This is a genomic window from Agreia sp. VKM Ac-1783, from assembly GCF_900177765.1.
Taxonomy (GTDB): domain Bacteria; phylum Actinomycetota; class Actinomycetes; order Actinomycetales; family Microbacteriaceae; genus Agreia.
The window spans coordinates 862292-878254 of the sequence record NZ_FXWI01000001.1; the positions used below are offsets into that span (position 1 = coordinate 862292).

Here is a 15963-nt window from a genome sequence, read left to right on the forward strand (position 1 = left end):
GCATCCATGACCATTTCACTTCAGTACGCAGGAATCACCGTCACCGATGTCGATGAGGCGCTCGGCTTCTACCGCGACGCTCTCGGATTCGAGGTTCAGAACGACGTGGCCAACGGAGGCTTTCGCTGGGTCACGCTCGGCAGCCCCGACCAGCCCGACCTGTCGATCGTGCTCTCGGAGCCTCACGCCGGTCGCTCGCAAGCCGACGGCGACGCGTTGCAGGAGTTGCTCGTCAAGGGTGTGCTGCAGACTCTCGTCTTCCGCAGCGACGACCTCGACGCGAGCTTCGAGAGGATCCGCGCATCCGGGGCAGAGGTGCTGCAAGAGCCGATCGAGCAGCCGTGGGGGCCACGCGACTGCGCGTTCCGCGACCCGTCGGGCAACACGGTACGCGTGTCGCAGGCGTAGGCGCAGCGGGGCGCGTCGTCAATGCCGGGCAGCCCCCAGGTCGGCGCGCGCAGACTGGGTGAGTGAAACTCGTTCCCGGCGCCCTGCGCGATCGCATCCGCCTCGTCCTGAGCGGCTCCAGCGACGAGCCGCCCGAGTGGTCCGTTCGTCTGGACGAGGGCGAGGACGGCGGGTTCTTCGCGCCGGGCTCTGCCACGTGGAGCGTGCACGGAGGCATGTCGACGATCGTCGCGGGGATCCGTGCGCTGCTGATCCAGGCGCTGCACCCGGGTGCGATGGCCGGAGTGCACGATCACTCCCGCTACAAGGAGGATCCGCTCGGTCGATTGGCCGGCACTATCCGATGGATCTTCACCGTGAGCTACGGTGACACCCGAACGGCGATAGGCACCTCGAACTGGGTGCTGAAGATGCACGAGCGCGTCGTCGGCAGCTATCTCGATGCGCGCGGTGTCGAGCGCCCCTACGCGGCGAACGATCCCGAGTTGCTGAGCTGGGTGCACCTCGCGTTCACGGATTCGTTTCTCGCGACGGCCAAGCTGTACGGAAGGCCGATCCCAGGCGGACCGGACGCCTACGTTCGCGAGTGGGCGAAGGCCGGCGAGCTGATGGGCGTGCCGAATCCTCCGCGATCCGAAGCAGAGCTGTCCGAGCATGTGCGCCAGTACCTCGATCGAGGGCAGCTGGTCTACAACGACCGCGTGGCCGATGCCGTGTCGTTCATCCGCCGACCGCCACTCGGCCGGTCTCTGATGCCGGGCTACGCCCTCCTCTTCGCGGGGGCGGTCGCGTCGATCCCCGAGCCCTATCGCGGCATGTTGCGGCTGCGCATCCCATCGCTCGGGCCCATCCGGCTGCCAGTGGCCGCGTTCACGCGACTGACGCTTCGAGTGATCGCGGGAACGCTCGAGAAAGATCCGCCGAGCGAGCTTGCGGCACGCCGCAGGCTCGCTCGGCTCGGCATCGACGGGCCGGCCATCACCCCGCGATGACGTCGATCAGACGGGGCGCTTCTCGGGAGAGACGGTGTGCTTGGGGTCGCGCACGACGACCGACCCGAGGGCCTCGTCGATGCGGGCGAGGATGCCCTCGTCGAGAGTCACTCCGGCGGCCTTGACGTTCGACTCGACCTGCTCGGGCCGCGATGCTCCCATGAGTGCTGAGGCCACGTTCGGGTTCTGCAGAACCCACGCGATCGCGAGCTGAGCCATGGTCAGGCCGAGGTCGTGGGCGATGGGCTGCAGCAGCTGAACCCGGGTCAGCACGTCGTCGTTCAGGAAGCGCTTGACCATGTCGGCGCCGCCCTTCTCATCGGTGGCGCGGCTTCCCGGCGGCAGCTCCGCGCCCGGCTTGTACTTGCCGGTGAGCACGCCCTGGGCGACGGGAGACCAGACGATCTGCGACAGACCCAGCTCGGCTGAGGTCGGCACGACCTGGTCTTCGATCACGCGCCACAGCATCGAATACTGGGGCTGGTTCGAGATGAGCTGGAAGCCGAGCTCCTTCGACAGGGCGTGGCCCGCGCGGATCTGCTCTGCATTCCACTCGCTGACGCCGATGTAGAGAGCCTTTCCCTGGCGCACGATGTCGGCGAACGCCTGCATCGTCTCCTCGAGGGGAGTCTCGACGTCGTAGCGGTGAGCCTGATAGAGATCGACGTAGTCGGTCTTCAGACGGCGCAGCGATCCGTCGATGGATTCCATGATGTGCTTGCGCGAGAGTCCGACGTCGTTGGGGCCCTTGGGGCCGGTGGGCCAGTAGACCTTGGTGAAGATCTCGAGCGATTCGCGGCGCTGGTGCTTGAGCGCCTTTCCGAGCACCTTCTCCGCAGCCGTGTTCGCATAGGCGTCTGCCGTGTCGAAGGTCGTGATGCCGGCGGTCAACGCCGCCTCCACACACTGCGCAGCGATGTCGTTCTCGACCTGCGATCCGTGAGTGAGCCAGTTGCCGTACGTGATTTCCGAGACTTTGAGCCCGGACTTGCCGAGGTACCTGAATTCCATGATGCCAACGCTACTCCTCGTGCTGGACGGCGGCTGGGGGTAGCGTGGGAGCCCTCCGGATGACAGGACAGGTGACGGTGACGACCTATGTGGCACTGGTGCGGGGCATCAACGTGGGAACGAGCACTCTTGTGGCGATGCCCGACTTCCAGCGTGTGCTCGAGGAGAGCGGCTTCACCGATGTGAAGACTCATCTGCGCAGCGGCAACGCCGTCTTCGAGTCCGATGTAGATCTGTCGCCTGGCGATATCGCAGCTCTCGAGAGTCGCTTCTCCGACGCGACCGGGATCTCCGCGCCGTTCGTCGTGATCGAGGGCCGCGAGTTCGTGAACGTGGTCGAGGAGAATCCTCTCGTCGGCGAGTCCGACAATCCGTCACGGCTGGTGATCTCCTTCCTTCCCGGTCCGGTCCCGTCGGGCGTCACGATTCCGGATGCCGCGACGCTGCTTCCCGAGGCCGTTCGCGTCGGATCGCGGGCCGTCTACGCCTGGTGTCCCCACGGGGTATCCACGTCGTCGATCCCGGCGTCGTTCTGGAGGCAGTTCGGCCCGGCGGCGACGGCGCGCGACGCGAATACGGCGAACAAGCTGGTGTCACTGGTGCTGCCTAGACTCGAAGGATGACGGTGAGTGCGGGGGTAGATGACTCGACCGCCACCATGCTGCACATCGACATGGACGCCTTCTTCGCCTCGGTCGAGCTCCTCGACCATCCCGAGCTGCGCGGTCAACCGGTCATCATCGGCCACGCCGGGGGCCGAGGCGTCGTCACGAGCGCCACCTATGAGGCTCGTCGGCTCGGGGTGCACTCGGCCATGCCGGTCTCCGTCGCCATGCGGCTCGCCCCGAAGGCGCACGTCCTGCCTCCGCACCACAAGCTGTACCAGCACTACTCGTCCGAGGTGATGCGCATCTTCCGAGACGTCACCCCGTTGGTCGAGCCGCTCAGCATCGACGAGGCCTTCCTCGACGTGTCGGGCGCCCGACGGCTTCTGGGCAGTCCGAGCGTCATCGGCGCTCAGGTTCGCGCACGTGTCCTCGCAGAGACCGGCCTCACCTGTTCTGTCGGCGCATCGTCGACCAAGTTCGTCGCCAAGATGGCGTCGCAGAGGGCGAAGCCCGACGGCATGCTGATCGTTCCCGAGTCCGAGATCCTCAACTTCTTGCATCCGTTGCCCATCAAAGCGCTGTGGGGCGTGGGCGCGAGCACCGAAGCGGCACTGGCGCGCATCGGCATCAAGACCGTGCGCGAACTCTCCGAGATGCCGCTGCCGGCACTCACCAGGGCGGTGGGCGAGGCCTCGGGCCAGAAACTGCACGCGCTGGCACTCGGCATCGATCCCCGGGGCATCGTTCTCGAGCGTCAAGAGAAGAGCATCGGGCACGAGAACACCTTCGAGTTCGATGTCTCAGACCGACGGGTCCTTCATCGAGAACTCTTGAAACAGGCGAATCAGGTCGCCGTCCGTCTGCGCAAGGCAGGTCTCGAGGGGCGCACGGTCGCCCTCAAACTCCGATTCAGCGATTTCACGACCATCACACGGTCGCGCACGCTCGCCGAGCCCAGCGACCTCGGCAAGCAGATCTACGACGAGGCCAAGGCCATCTTCGACGCGCTCGACCTGCGCGACGATCAGCGGGTGCGCCTCATCGGCGTGCGTGTGGAGCAGCTGGCCGAATCGGGGTCGGTGGTGCACCAGCCCTCGCTCTGGATCGACGAGGCCGAATCCCAGACCGACGGATGGCGCGACGCCGAGCGCACGATCGACAAGCTCTCGGCGCGCTTCGGTTCAGGAGCCGTCGGCCCCGCATCGCTCATGCGCAAGAAGAGCCCGCCCGCCTCGGAATAGGAGGACCTGCGCCGGTCGAGTAGCGAGGGACGAGCGTATCGAGACCACCGCGGGTGACCTCGATACGCCAGCTCGTTCCTCGCGCGGCTACTCGATCAGCGCGTAGCGTCAGATGCTGGGGCGATAGACCGTCACCGAGTGTCCGGCGACACGGGCGATGTCGCCGCGCGGGCTCGACTCGAGGAGCACGCCGCTCGACGAGAGCAGGCCGCTCGGGGCATCCAACGGCTCGCCCGAGAGGTTGACCAGCACCCGCACGTCGCCGCGCGTCAGTTCGAGCCAGCGATCCTGCTCGGAGAATTCCACCGAGAGGTGCGGCCAGCGCGGGTCGGTGAAGGCCGGCACGGTTCGGCGCAACGTCGTGAGCGCCGTGTAGAACTCCAGCAATCGCGCGTGAGCCGACGTGTCGTCGGCAGGCTCTGACCAGTCGAGCTTCGAGTTGGTGAACGTCGAGACGTCCTGCGGGTTCGGAACGACCGACTCGTCCCACCCCATGCGCTCGAACTCGGCGATGCGGCCTTCTGCTGTGGCCTTGCCGAGTTCTGGTTCCGGGTGCGAGGTGAAGAACTGGAAGGGCGTCGAGGCGCCCCACTCCTCGCCCATGAACAGCATGGGGGTGTACGGGCCGAGAAGAGTCAGTGCTGCGGCGATGGCGAGCTGACCTTCGTCGAGCGACGCGGTGAGTCGATCGCCGATCGCCCTGTTGCCGATCTGGTCGTGGTTCTGATTGGCCACGACGAGGCGCCAGGTGAGCACGTTCGCCGTGTCGATGCGTTTGCCGTGGTGGCGGCCCCGGAAGCTCGACCAGGTTCCGTCGTGGAAGAAGCCGGACGTCAGGGCCTTGGCCAAGGCGCTGAGCGGCTCGAAGTCGGCGTAGTAGCCCGACGTCTCGCGCGTGAGGGCGACGTGCACGGCGTGGTGGAAGTCGTCGCTCCACTGGCCCGCGAGACCGTAGCCGTTCTGGTCACGCGCGGTGAACATGACCGGGTCGTTGAGGTCGGACTCCGCGATGAGACTGAGCGGCCGACCGACGAACGCCGACCAGGCATCCGTCTCGGCCGCGAGCTCGCTCAGCAGGTGACGCGAACTCTCGTCGTGCAGAGCGTGCACCGCGTCGAGGCGCAGGCCGTCGACGTGATACTCCTCGAACCACATGCGGGCGTTGTCGAGAATGAAACGCCGTACCTCCGTCGAGCCGTGGCCGTCGAGGTTGATCGCCTTGCCCCAGGTCGTTCCGGCGGCCTCGTGCTCGTAGGGTCCGTAGACCCCCAGATAGTTACCGCTCGGGCCCAGGTGGTTGTAGACCACGTCTTGGATGACGGCGAGGCCGCGGAGGTGACACGCGTCGACGAACCGGCGGTAGGCATCCGGCCCGCCGTAGGTCTCTTGCACGGCGAACCAGAGCACACCGTCGTAGCCCCAGTTGTGCGTGCCGTTGAAGGCGTTCACCGGCATCACCTCGACGAAGTCGATGCCCAACGAGACGAGGTGATCGAGACGATCGATCGCCGAGTCGAGGGTGCCCTCGGGCGTGAAGGTGCCGATGTGCAACTCGTAGATCGAGCCTCCGGCGAGCTGCCTGCCCGCCCAGTCGTCGTCATTCCAGACGTACGCCGCATCGTCGACGGTGCGCGAGAGTCCGTGCACTCCCTCGGGCTGGCGCCGGGAACGCGGATCGGGCAGAGGCCCGACCGTCTGTCCGTTCGCGTCGTCGACCAGATAGCCGTAGTCGACCTCGCCCTCGGGCGCCGACGGGCCGGCGGTCCACCAGTCGCCGTCTTCGCGGGTCATCTCGATCGTCTGCTCGGCGACGACGAGGCGCATGCGTCGGGCGTGAGGCGCCCAGACATCGAAACGGGTACGGACGGTCATTCTGAAGGATCCTCTCGGACGGCGGCAAGAAGGGCGACGGGAAGGTCTGCGAGCAACTCAGATACGGCCACCGGCCCGGCCTCGATCCGGCGTCCGGTGAGAACGTCGACGCTGTCGCGGTCGATGGTGATCTGGGTCGAACCCCAGCCGTCTGCCTGGGCGAGCGACCAGGGAAGGCGGGTCGCGATCGTGACCGCACCGCCCCTGTCGAAGCCGATCACGTGACTGGCCGCGTCACCGTGCGCCTCGACGGGGGTGTATCCCGTGAAGAGCTCGGGATGCTCGTGCCGGAGCCGGAGCGCGCGCGACGTGACGAGCAGCTTCGCGGCGCCGGTCTCATCGACCGTCGGAAGCTCACCCGTGTCGAGGATCTCGAGCAGTCGGCGCCGTTCGTCGAAGTCGACGGGGCGGCGATTGTCGGGGTCGACGAGAGAGTTGTCCCACAGCTCGGTGCCCTGGTAGACATCGGGCACGCCCACCATGGTGAGCTGGATCAGTTTCGCGGCGAGCGAGTTCGACCAGCCCGCGGGCCGGATGCGCAGGGCGAGCGACTCCACGAGCTCGTGGGTGCGCGGGTCATCGTAGGCGGCGTCGACCGCGGCATGCAGGGCCTTCTCGAACTGCTCGTCCGGTGCGTTCCACGTCGTAGACGCGCCGGCTTCGCGAGACGCTTTCTCGGCGTAGGCGTGCAAGCGCTCACGCTCGATCGGCCACGCGCCGATCGCGGTCTGCCAGAGCAGCGAATCGAAGGTCTCGTCGCCGATCGGATCGGATTCGCGGAGCCCCGCGAGCGTATCGAGCCAGGTGTGCGGCAGCTCGCTCAACACGTCGATGCGGGCGCGCACGTCTTCGCCCCGCTTCGTGTCGTGAGTCGAGAGCGTCGTCATGGTGCGAGGGAACGACGCCATGCGCTGCCACTGGCGCGCGTGGAATTCGGCGGCATCGATCGCGAACTCGGCCGGCTCGCCGCCGACCTCGTTGAGCGACACCAGCCGGTTCCAGCGGTAGAACGCGGTGTCCTCGACGCCCTTGGCCATGACCATGCCCGATGTCTGCTGAAAGCGAATTGCGGCGGCGTTGCTCGGGTGCGACAGCGCCGCGGTGACGACGTCGAGTTCTGCGGCGAGGTCGGGCCTGGCCGCGAGGGCGAGACGATGAGCCTCCTCGAGCTTCTCTCTTCCCGACGGCAGGTACGAGCGATAGACGGGGAAGCAGGTGAGCAATTCGGCTATGGCATCCGCGATCGCGGGGGAGCCGCGCCAGCTCGACTCCGCCAGCGCGTCTTCGCGGTCGAGGTCGCGCTGAATTCGCAGAACCTCCGAGCGCAGGATGCCGTCGGCAATGGCACGTTTGGTGTCGTGGATCAAGGCGATCCAGTTGTCGTGAGCGCTCTCGCCCTCGCCGAGACCGAGTGCGACGTTCAGGAACGGTTCGCCCGAGGCATCCACCAGAACCCTGTCGATGTCGCCGAGCGAGTCGTAGCCGGTCGTGCCGGCCGTCTTCCAGGTGCCGGGCAGCCGTTCGCCACCCTCGAGAATCTTCTCGACGAGCACATAGGCGCCCCCGGTCAGCTCCGCGAGATGCTCGAGGTAGTCCTCGGGGTCGGCGAGTCCGTCGGGGTGGTCGACCCTAAGGCCGTCGGCGAGCCCGTCGGCGAACCAGCGACCGATCTCGGCGTGGGACTCGTCGAACACCCACGGCACCTCGACCTTGACGCCGGCCAGCGTCGTCACGGCGAAGAACCGTCGGTAGTTCAGCTCTGCATCGGCGCGGCGCCAGTTCATGAGCTCGTAGTGCTGGCGCGAGTGCACCGTGATCGCATCGGCGCCGTCGTCGGCCGTGCCCGGAGCCACCGGGAATCGGTTGTCGTAGTAGCGCAGTTCAGGCTTTCCATCGGGCCCGGTGGCGAGCTCGAGTGCATCGAGCGAATCGTCACCGAGTACCGGTAGTCGCACCTTGCCGTGGCCGAACTCCCAATCCACATCGAACGCCTCGGCATGGCGCGAGTCGCGTCCGTGCGTCAGCAGCTCCCACCACCAGACACTGAGCGGAGGCGTCGCCACGCCCACGTGATTGGGCACGATGTCGACGAGAACGCCAAGCCCCCGGGCGTGCGCCGCCTCAGCGAGTCTCTCCAGGGCATCCGGCCCACCGCGCTCGGGGTCGACACGGCTGTGATCGATCACGTCGTAGCCGTGATTGCTGCCCGGTTCGGCCTCGAGAATCGGCGACAGGTAGACCCAGTCGGCGCCGAGGTCGGCGAGGTAGTCGATCAGCTCCGCCGCGGCGTCGAGAGTGAACGACGACGAGATCTGGAGTCGGTAGGTGGAGAGGGGTTCGCGCATGGGTCCTCGCTAGCCGTTGGACGGCTTGGTCAGGGGAATGGTCTCGATGGTGCCGGTCATGGCAGTGAGGGATGCGGCCACCGAGTGGTCGGCCTCGGTCACGGCCTCTTGGTGCGCGCGGAGCACGACGAGCGACTTCGCCAGCACCTTGACCTTCTCGTTCGCGCTGCGAAGCGGTCCGTCCGCAGCCTGGCCGGCCGAGTCGATCACCACGTCCCACGACTGCGAGTATTCGCCGGGAGGAAGAACGAAGTCAACGTCTTGCGGTTCGGCGTTGAAATAGACAAGGAAGTTCACGTCGGTGATGCGCTGACCTCGCTGGTCGCGCCCGCGGATGCCCTGCCCGTTGAGGAAGACGCCCACCGATCGGCTGAGCGGCGCGTCCCATTCCTCGGGTTCCATCTCACGGGCATCGGAGTTGAGCCAGACGATGTCGGGCAGGGGCTCGCCCTTGCCGCGCCTGACCGGTCGGCCGTCGAAGAAACGGCTGCGACGGAACGTGGGGTGTTCCTTACGCAGTCGGGAGACTGCGGCGGTGAACTCGTTCAGAGGCACATCGGCGTGGTCCCAGTGGATCCAGCTGATCTCCGAGTCCTGGGCGTAGGTGTTGTTGTTGCCCTGCTGGGTTCGACCGATCTCGTCGCCGTGCAGCAGCATGGGAACGCCCTGCGAAAGCAGGAGGGTGGCGAGGAAGTTGCGCTGCTGGCGGGCGCGCAGCTCGAGGATCACCGGGTCGTTCGTGGGGCCTTCGACTCCGGAGTTCCAGGAGCGGTTGTGCGATTCGCCGTCGTTGTTGTTCTCGCCGTTGGCCTCGTTGTGCTTCTCGTTGTACGACACGAGGTCGCGAATGGTGAAGCCGTCGTGAGCCGTGACGAAGTTGATGGATGCGACGGGTCGGCGACCCGAGTGCTCGTACAGGTCTGCAGACCCCGTGAACCTCGATGCGAACTCACCCAGCGTCGCGGGCTCGCCGCGCCAGAAGTCGCGCACCGTGTCGCGGTACTTTCCGTTCCACTCGGTCCACTGGGCCGGGAAGTTTCCGACCTGGTAGCCGCCGGGACCGACGTCCCACGGCTCGGCGATGAGCTTGACCTGCGAGATCACCGGGTCTTGCTGCACGAGCTCGAAGAAGGTCGAGAGCTTGTCGACGTCGTAGAACTCGCGGGCCAGCGCCGAGGCGAGGTCGAAGCGGAAGCCGTCGACGTGCATCTCGGTCGCCCAGTAGCGCAGCGAGTCCATGATCAGCTGCAGGGAGTGGGGGTGGCGCACGTTCAGGGTGTTGCCCGTGCCCGTGTAGTCCATGTAATAACGCTTGTCGTCGTCCATCAGGCGGTAGTACGCGGCGTTGTCGATGCCTCGGAACGAGATGGTGGGGCCGAGATGGTTGCCCTCGGCGGTGTGGTTGTAGACCACATCGAGGATCACTTCGATGCCGGCCGCATGCAACGACTTGACCATGCCCTTGAACTCCTGCACCTGCTGGCCGCGCTCACCCGCCGAGGAGTAGCTCGACTGCGGCGCGAAGAAGCCGATGGTGTTGTAGCCCCAGTAGTTCGACAGACCCTTCTCGAGCAGCGTGCTGTCTTGAACGAACTGGTGCACCGGCATCAGCTCGATGGCGGTGACGCCGAGCTTCTTGAGATGTTCGATGACGGCCGGATGCGCGACACCCGCGTAGGTTCCTCGCTGGTCGCGCGGAACCTCCGGGTGCAGCTCGGTGAGGCCCTTCACATGCGCCTCGTAGATGACGGTCTCGTTGTAGGGGATGTCGAGGACCCGGTCGCCCGACCAGTCGAAGAACGGGTTGATGACGACGCCGGTCATCATGTGCTTGGCGGAGTCCTCGTCGTTGCGCGAGTCGGGGTCGCCGAAGTTGTAGGAGAACAGCGACTGATCCCAGTCGATGGTTCCACTCGTCGCCTTGGCGTAGGGGTCGAGCAGCAGCTTGTTCGGGTTGAACCGACAGCCGTTCTCCGGGTCGTAGGGTCCGTAGACGCGATAGCCGTAGCGCTGGCCGGGCTGCACCTGTGGCAGGTAGCAGTGCCAGACGTACGCGTCGACCTCGGTGAGTTCGATGCGGGTCTCCGCGCCCTTCTCGCCGAAGAGGCAGAGGACGACGCGCTCAGCAGCCTCGCTGAAGATCGCGAAGTTCGTGCCGCTGCCGTCGAAGGTCGCGCCGAGCGGGTAGGCCGATCCGGGCCAGCTTTCCATTTAAAAGTCTCCTGTGAGTCGTGATTCGGGTCGAGCAGAAGTGCCTGGGCGGGAAAGCTCAGTCGAGCTGGGACATGACCTCGGCCGCGATGAGTTCGAGGTGATCGAGGTCGTGAATGTCGAGAATCTGAAGATAGAGGCGTTCGACGCCGTCTTGGCGGAGGGCGCCGATGCGATCGACGACCTCGGCGGGGGAGCCGGCGAGACCGTGCTCACGGAGCTCCGCGGGCTCGCGGCCGATGGCCGCAGCCCTGCGTTCGAAGTCGGCGGCGTTCGATCCGACGGCGGCGACGAGGGCGGCCGAGTAGACCAACTCCGACGGCTCGCGGCCGATCGTCTCGCACGCCTCGCGCACGGCGCGGAAACGAAGGGGGATATCGGCGAACTCGGCGAAAGGAACGTTGAACTCCGTCGCGAACCGCGCTGCGATCTTCGGTGTGCGGGTGGGACCTGAACCGCCGACGATGACGGGGAACGGATGCTGCACGGGCTTCGGCAGGGCGGGGGAGTCTACGAGCGTGTAGTGCTCGCCCTCGAAAGAGTAGGTCTCGCCCAGCGGAGTGCCCCAGAGTCCGGTGATGATCTCGAGCTGCTCTTCGAGCATGCCGAAGCGCTTGGCGGGGAAAGGGATGCCGTATGCCAGATGCTCTCTCTCGAACCAGCCTGTACCGAGGCCGAGCTCGACCCGGCCACCCGACATCGCGTCGACCTGTGCGACCTGGATAGCCAGGATTCCTGGGTGGCGGTAGGTCACGCTGGAGACGAGGGTTCCGAGCTTGATGCGCGACGTCTCGCGGGCGAGTCCAGCCAGCGACGTCCACGCATCCGTCGGACCAGGCACGCCCTCGAAGGGGTCATCGCCCATGCGCAGGTAATGGTCGGATCGGAAGAAGGCGTCGAAGCCGAGCCTCTCGGTGGCTGTTGCGATGGTCAGGAGGTCGCCGTAGCTCGCGCCCTGCTGCGGTTCTGTGAAGATACGTAGGTCCACACCCCCCAGAGTGTCACACCCCAGGGGACCCTGGCGGCACAGATGTGCGCCGGGTAGCGTGACCTCATGACAAACATCGCCGTGAAGCTCGCAGAGACCGTTCGATCGTTCGGAGTGGGAGCCGTCTACGGCGATCCCGTGGAGATCGAGGGCCAGACTCTCGTGCCCGTCGCCATCGCCTGGTTCGGGTTCGGAGGCAGCGGCTCGGATGAGACGACCTCCGGCATCGCGGGCGGCGGCGGGGGCGGCGCTGCCATTCCCGTGGGCGCGTACGTCACCCAGGAGAACGGTCGCGTCGCGTTCGAGCCGAACCTCGTCTCTCTCCTCGCCGTATCCGTTCCGGCGGTGTGGGTCACAGGTAAGGCGCTCGCTCGCGTGATCCGTGCGCTGAAGAAGTAGCGACCGCCCTATACTTGGTCGCAACACGGGAGTCCGGTGAGCCGGGCTGAGAGGAAGGTTCTCCAACCTTCGACCGTCGAACCTGATCTGGATCATGCCAGCGCAGGGAGGACATCTCACGGTGTCGTTCGTAGAACATCTGCGACGGCCCCACCCGTGCCCTGACATTCGCATACGACGAAAGGGCACGTTCAGTGCGCACTTCAACCACTTCACCTGAATCAGGCACCACCACGACTCTCGGCGTGAGCCGCGGCAATCGCTTCCGCTGGAGGGTCGTCGACATCGTCGTCGCCAGCGTCATCGGCGTCGCCGCTGGACTCGTCTTCTGGCTCTGGGGGCAGGCCTACAACCCGCTCTCCGCTCCGCTCGAGGCCGCGCTGCCCGGGCTTCAGGCTCTCCTCGGCGGAGGATGGCTCTTCGCCGGCGTTCTCGGCGGCCTCATCATCCGCAAGCCCGGCGCAGCTCTCTTCACCGAGGTCGTCGCCGCCGTGGTCTCCGCGATCGTCGGAACACAGTGGGCCGCGCTCACCCTCGTCTCCGGTCTCGTCCAGGGTCTCGGTGCCGAGATCGTGTTCGCACTCTTCCTCTACGCGAACTGGCGCGCGTACGTCGCCGTGCTGTCGGGAATGGGTGCAGGTCTGGCACTTGCGATCAACGACCTGGTGCTCTGGTACCCGGGCGCCAAGGTCGAGTTCGCCGTGATCTACACCGTATCGTCGCTGATCTCCGGAGCTGTGCTTGCGGGGCTCCTGTCGTGGGTGGCAGCACGTGGCCTCGCGCGAACGGGCGCTCTCAGCCGATTCGCCTCGGGTCGAGAGGTATCGGCGCGGGTCTGACGGGCATCCGGAAGATCGCGACTGTGGCGCACGACCGCCAGCCGCCGGCCGCCGTTTCGGCGCGCGGCTGGGGCTGGCGGCACGCATCGCGCAAGGCATGGGCCGTCGACGGCCTCGACCTCGATATCGAGCCGGGTCAGCGTGTATTGCTTCTCGGTGCTTCGGGTGCGGGTAAAAGCACCCTGATGCACGCTCTCGCTGGCGTCATCGGCGGCGACGACGAGGGCGAGCAGCGAGGCGAGCTGCGGGTGGCGGGGCGCGATGCCACGAATGCGCGCGGCGTCGCCGGGCTCGTTCTGCAGGACCCGGATTCCCAGGTGATTCTCGCCCGAGTGGGCGACGACGTGGCCTTCGGGTGCGAGAACCTGGGGGTGCCCCGCGATGAGATCTGGCGTCGTGTCGCGGAGGCTCTCGACGCGGTTCGGCTCGATCTTCCCCTCGACCATCCGACCTCCGCGCTCTCGGGCGGCCAGAAGCAGCGGCTCGCGCTCGCGGGTGTGTTGGCGATGCAACCGGGCCTCATCCTGCTCGACGAGCCCACGGCGAACCTCGACCCCGAGGGCGTGGCGGAGGTTCGAGATGCCGTTGCGCGGGTGGCCCGAACAACAGGGGCCACGCTGATCGTCATCGAGCACCGCGTCGAGGTGTGGCGCGACATCGTCGACCGGGTGGTCGTGCTCGCGCCGGGCGGGGGCGTGATGGCGGATGGCGACCCCGACGCCGTGCTGCGTGCCCGAGGCGCCGAGCTCAGCGCATCCGGTGTGTGGATCCCCGAGTTTCCCCCGCCGGTCGCCCAGCGGCGGGTCGCGGGGTCGGGCGAACGGCTTTTGGATGCCACGGGGCTCGGCATCGCGCGAGTGCGCGGCACCCGCATCGCGGCCGGCATCGACATCGGCCTCGACGAGGGAAGGGCCACAGCGATCGTCGGGCCAAACGGTGCCGGCAAGTCGACACTCGCGCTGACCTTGGCGGGCCTCCTGCGTCCCGCGGAGGGTGTCGTCGCCGCCACGGCCGTCCTGGCGCGGAAGCTGAAGTCGAGCTCGCCGATCGAGTGGCGATCGAAGGACCTACTCACTCGCATTGGCACGGTGTTCCAAGACCCCGAGCATCAGTTTCTCGCATCGACCGTGCGCGACGAGCTGGCGGTCGGCCCTCGTGCGCTCGAGCTGAGCGACCGGGAGATCGGCACGCGTGTCGATGGGCTGCTGGAGCGCTTGAGGCTCGACCACCTGGCTCTCGCGAATCCATTCACACTGTCGGGTGGGGAGAAGCGGAGGCTCTCGGTGGCCACCGTGCTCGCCACGAAGCCGCAGCTCCTCGTGCTCGACGAACCGACCTTCGGCCAGGACTCGCGAACCTGGAGCGAACTCGTCTCGCTGCTCGCCGGCCTGCTCGACGAGGGGCAGGCGATACTGGCGGTCACCCATGACGCCGACTTCGTGGCGGCCCTCGCCGACGACGAGGTGAGGCTCTCGTGAGTATCCTCACCCCCACCAAGGGCGCTCAGGCGATCTATCGGATCAACCCCGTCGCCAAGCTCGCGACGGCCTTTCTGTTGAGCTTCGCGCTCATTCTCACGATCGACTGGCTCTCGGCGGCTACGGCCCTCGTACTCGAGAGCCTTCTGCTGGCCTGGGCCGGACTGTCGGCGCGGCAATTCTTCCTCCGCACCATCCCGGTGTGGATCGCCGCCCCCACGGCGGGGTTCACCACGCTCCTCTACGGGCAGGCGTCGGGGCAGAGCCACTTCGAATTCGGCCTCATCCACGTCACAGACGGATCGATCTCGCTCGCCATCGCCACCGCGCTCCGGGTGCTCGCCATCGGGTTGCCCGCGATCGTGCTCTTCGTGACGATCGACCCCACCGACCTCGCCGATGGACTCGCGCAGGTGTGGCATCTGCCCAGCCGCTTCGTACTCGGCGCGCTCGCAGGCCTGCGACTGGTGGGTCTGTTCCTCGACGACTGGCGCTCGCTCGAACTCGCCCGACGAGCGCGGGGAGTAGGTGACCGGGGGCGCATCCGCCGCATTCTGTCTCAGGCCTTCGCTCTTCTCGTGCTCTCCATCAGGCGCGGCAGCAAGCTCGCGACGGCGATGGAGGCTCGGGGCTTCGGGGGAGACACGAAGCGCACGTGGGCGCGCGAGTCGCTTTTCGGGTGGCGCGAGTTCGTGCTCATCGGCATCGGTGCCGCGATCGCCGCGGCCTCGATCGCGACTGCGGTGGCGTTCGGAACATGGAACTTCATCGTCGGATGAGCTCTCGAAACATCATCCTGCTCGACGGGCCGAGCGGCGCGGGCAAGAGCACGCTTGCCGACCGCATCGTCGGCGGCTGGCCCGGCAGCGTCGTGCCGCAGCTCGTCAGGCTCGACGACATCTACCCGGGATGGGGAGGTCTACGCGCGGCGGGGGAGCATGTGCAGCGTTTCGTTCTCGAGCCGCTCGCTGAGGGCAGCCCGGCTCGGTGGCAGCGGTTCGACTGGAATGTCGATGCCCCGGCCGAATGGCATGACGTCGACCCTGATCGACCGCTCGTCATAGAGGGATGCGGCGTGCTCACGCGGGCGAACGCGAAGCTCGCCGATGTTCGCATCTGGCTGGACGCCCCGGACGAGGTGCGCAAGCAACGGGCGCTCGACCGCGACGGCGAGACCTATGCTCCGCACTGGGACAGATGGCAGCGGCAATGGGAGGAGTTCGTGGAGCGCGAGCATCCCTCCGCGTTGGCCGATCTCACGCTCGACGGGGCTTAACTGAGCGCTGAACGCAGCCTGACGGTTTACGGTGGAGCAATGACTGAGAAAACCTACACAGCCCTGTACCTCGACGGACCTCTCGAAGGCCAGACCGAAGACCGCGCCTTCATCGACGGCCAGTTCGACAGCCGCTTTCCCGCGCTCGGAGCAGTCGGAGGCCTCGAGTCGACGTTCTGGTACGAGGCGGGAGACACCGAAGAGGTCGACGGCCACCTGACCGTCAAGTACTCCTTCGACGCAGCAGACTCCGACCCGACCGTTCAAACGGGCGACATCGGCGACGACCACTAGT

General features: G+C 66.7%; 15 protein-coding genes and 1 riboswitch. Of the genes, 10 read left to right on the forward strand and 5 right to left on the reverse strand.

Features of this window, described 5'->3' with window-relative positions:
- The first annotated feature begins 6 nt into the window (after positions 1-6).
- Positions 7-408, forward strand: a complete 402-nt coding sequence (locus CCK87_RS04055; protein ID WP_086460376.1) for a VOC family protein — start codon at positions 7-9, stop codon at positions 406-408.
- Between the two features lie 62 nt (positions 409-470).
- Complete coding sequence (locus CCK87_RS04060; RefSeq protein WP_086460160.1) at positions 471-1400, forward strand: oxygenase MpaB family protein; 930 nt, start codon at positions 471-473, stop codon at positions 1398-1400.
- A 6-nt stretch (positions 1401-1406) separates the two neighbouring features.
- On the opposite strand, the gene CCK87_RS04065 is transcribed toward CCK87_RS04060, so the two are convergent.
- Positions 1407-2411 (reverse strand): aldo/keto reductase family protein, encoded by a 1005-nt coding sequence (locus tag CCK87_RS04065; RefSeq protein WP_086460161.1) that lies wholly within the window; start codon positions 2409-2411, stop codon positions 1407-1409.
- 59 nt (positions 2412-2470) lie between these two features.
- Here CCK87_RS04065 and CCK87_RS04070 point away from each other — a divergent pair, with 59 nt between their 5' ends.
- Complete coding sequence (locus tag CCK87_RS04070; RefSeq protein ID WP_086460162.1) at positions 2471-3034, forward strand: DUF1697 domain-containing protein; 564 nt, start codon at positions 2471-2473, stop codon at positions 3032-3034.
- Positions 3031-4260 (forward strand): DNA polymerase IV, encoded by a 1230-nt coding sequence (gene dinB / locus CCK87_RS04075; RefSeq protein ID WP_086460163.1) that lies wholly within the window; start codon positions 3031-3033, stop codon positions 4258-4260. Before CCK87_RS04070 ends, dinB begins: the two co-directional genes overlap by 4 nt.
- A gap of 108 nt (positions 4261-4368) precedes the next feature.
- On the opposite strand, the gene treZ is transcribed toward dinB, so the two are convergent.
- From treZ to CCK87_RS04095, 4 genes are read right to left on the reverse strand one after another with little or no spacing between them, the layout of a single operon-like run.
- Positions 4369-6132: a malto-oligosyltrehalose trehalohydrolase gene (gene treZ, locus CCK87_RS04080; RefSeq protein WP_086460164.1), complete on the reverse strand. Its 1764-nt coding sequence runs from the start codon at positions 6130-6132 to the stop codon at positions 4369-4371.
- Positions 6129-8477 (reverse strand): malto-oligosyltrehalose synthase, encoded by a 2349-nt coding sequence (gene treY, locus CCK87_RS04085; RefSeq protein WP_086460165.1) that lies wholly within the window; start codon positions 8475-8477, stop codon positions 6129-6131. Before treY ends, treZ begins: the two co-directional genes overlap by 4 nt.
- A gap of 9 nt (positions 8478-8486) precedes the next feature.
- A complete protein-coding gene (gene glgX / locus CCK87_RS04090; protein ID WP_086460166.1) occupies positions 8487-10688 on the reverse strand; it encodes a glycogen debranching protein GlgX in 2202 nt (733 codons plus the stop codon).
- A 58-nt stretch (positions 10689-10746) separates the two neighbouring features.
- On the reverse strand, positions 10747-11676 hold the full coding sequence (locus CCK87_RS04095) for an LLM class F420-dependent oxidoreductase (protein WP_170927133.1): 930 nt from the start codon (positions 11674-11676) through the stop codon (positions 10747-10749).
- Positions 11677-11742: 66 nt separating this feature from the next.
- On the opposite strand from CCK87_RS04095, the gene CCK87_RS04100 reads away from it, so the two are divergent.
- The 6 genes from CCK87_RS04100 to CCK87_RS04120 all read left to right on the forward strand — a co-directional run bounded on the left by CCK87_RS04100 (position 11743) and on the right by CCK87_RS04120 (position 15962).
- Positions 11743-12075: a hypothetical protein gene (locus CCK87_RS04100; protein ID WP_086460378.1), complete on the forward strand. Its 333-nt coding sequence runs from the start codon at positions 11743-11745 to the stop codon at positions 12073-12075.
- Between the two features lie 24 nt (positions 12076-12099).
- A riboswitch (TPP riboswitch) is annotated at positions 12100-12202 on the forward strand.
- Between the two features lie 118 nt (positions 12203-12320).
- A complete protein-coding gene (locus tag CCK87_RS18535; protein WP_249273694.1) occupies positions 12321-12914 on the forward strand; it encodes an ECF transporter S component in 594 nt (197 codons plus the stop codon).
- A gap of 23 nt (positions 12915-12937) precedes the next feature.
- Positions 12938-14392, forward strand: coding sequence for an ATP-binding cassette domain-containing protein (locus tag CCK87_RS04105; RefSeq protein ID WP_170927135.1), 1455 nt, complete (start codon positions 12938-12940; stop codon positions 14390-14392).
- Complete coding sequence (locus CCK87_RS04110; protein WP_212638186.1) at positions 14389-15171, forward strand: energy-coupling factor transporter transmembrane component T; 783 nt, start codon at positions 14389-14391, stop codon at positions 15169-15171. The genes CCK87_RS04105 and CCK87_RS04110 overlap by 4 nt, the downstream gene beginning before the upstream one ends.
- Positions 15168-15668, forward strand: coding sequence for an AAA family ATPase (locus tag CCK87_RS04115; RefSeq protein WP_249273695.1), 501 nt, complete (start codon positions 15168-15170; stop codon positions 15666-15668). Before CCK87_RS04110 ends, CCK87_RS04115 begins: the two co-directional genes overlap by 4 nt.
- Positions 15669-15707: 39 nt before the next feature.
- Positions 15708-15962, forward strand: a complete 255-nt coding sequence (locus tag CCK87_RS04120) for a hypothetical protein (RefSeq protein ID WP_086460169.1) — start codon at positions 15708-15710, stop codon at positions 15960-15962.
- Position 15963: the final 1 nt, after the last annotated feature.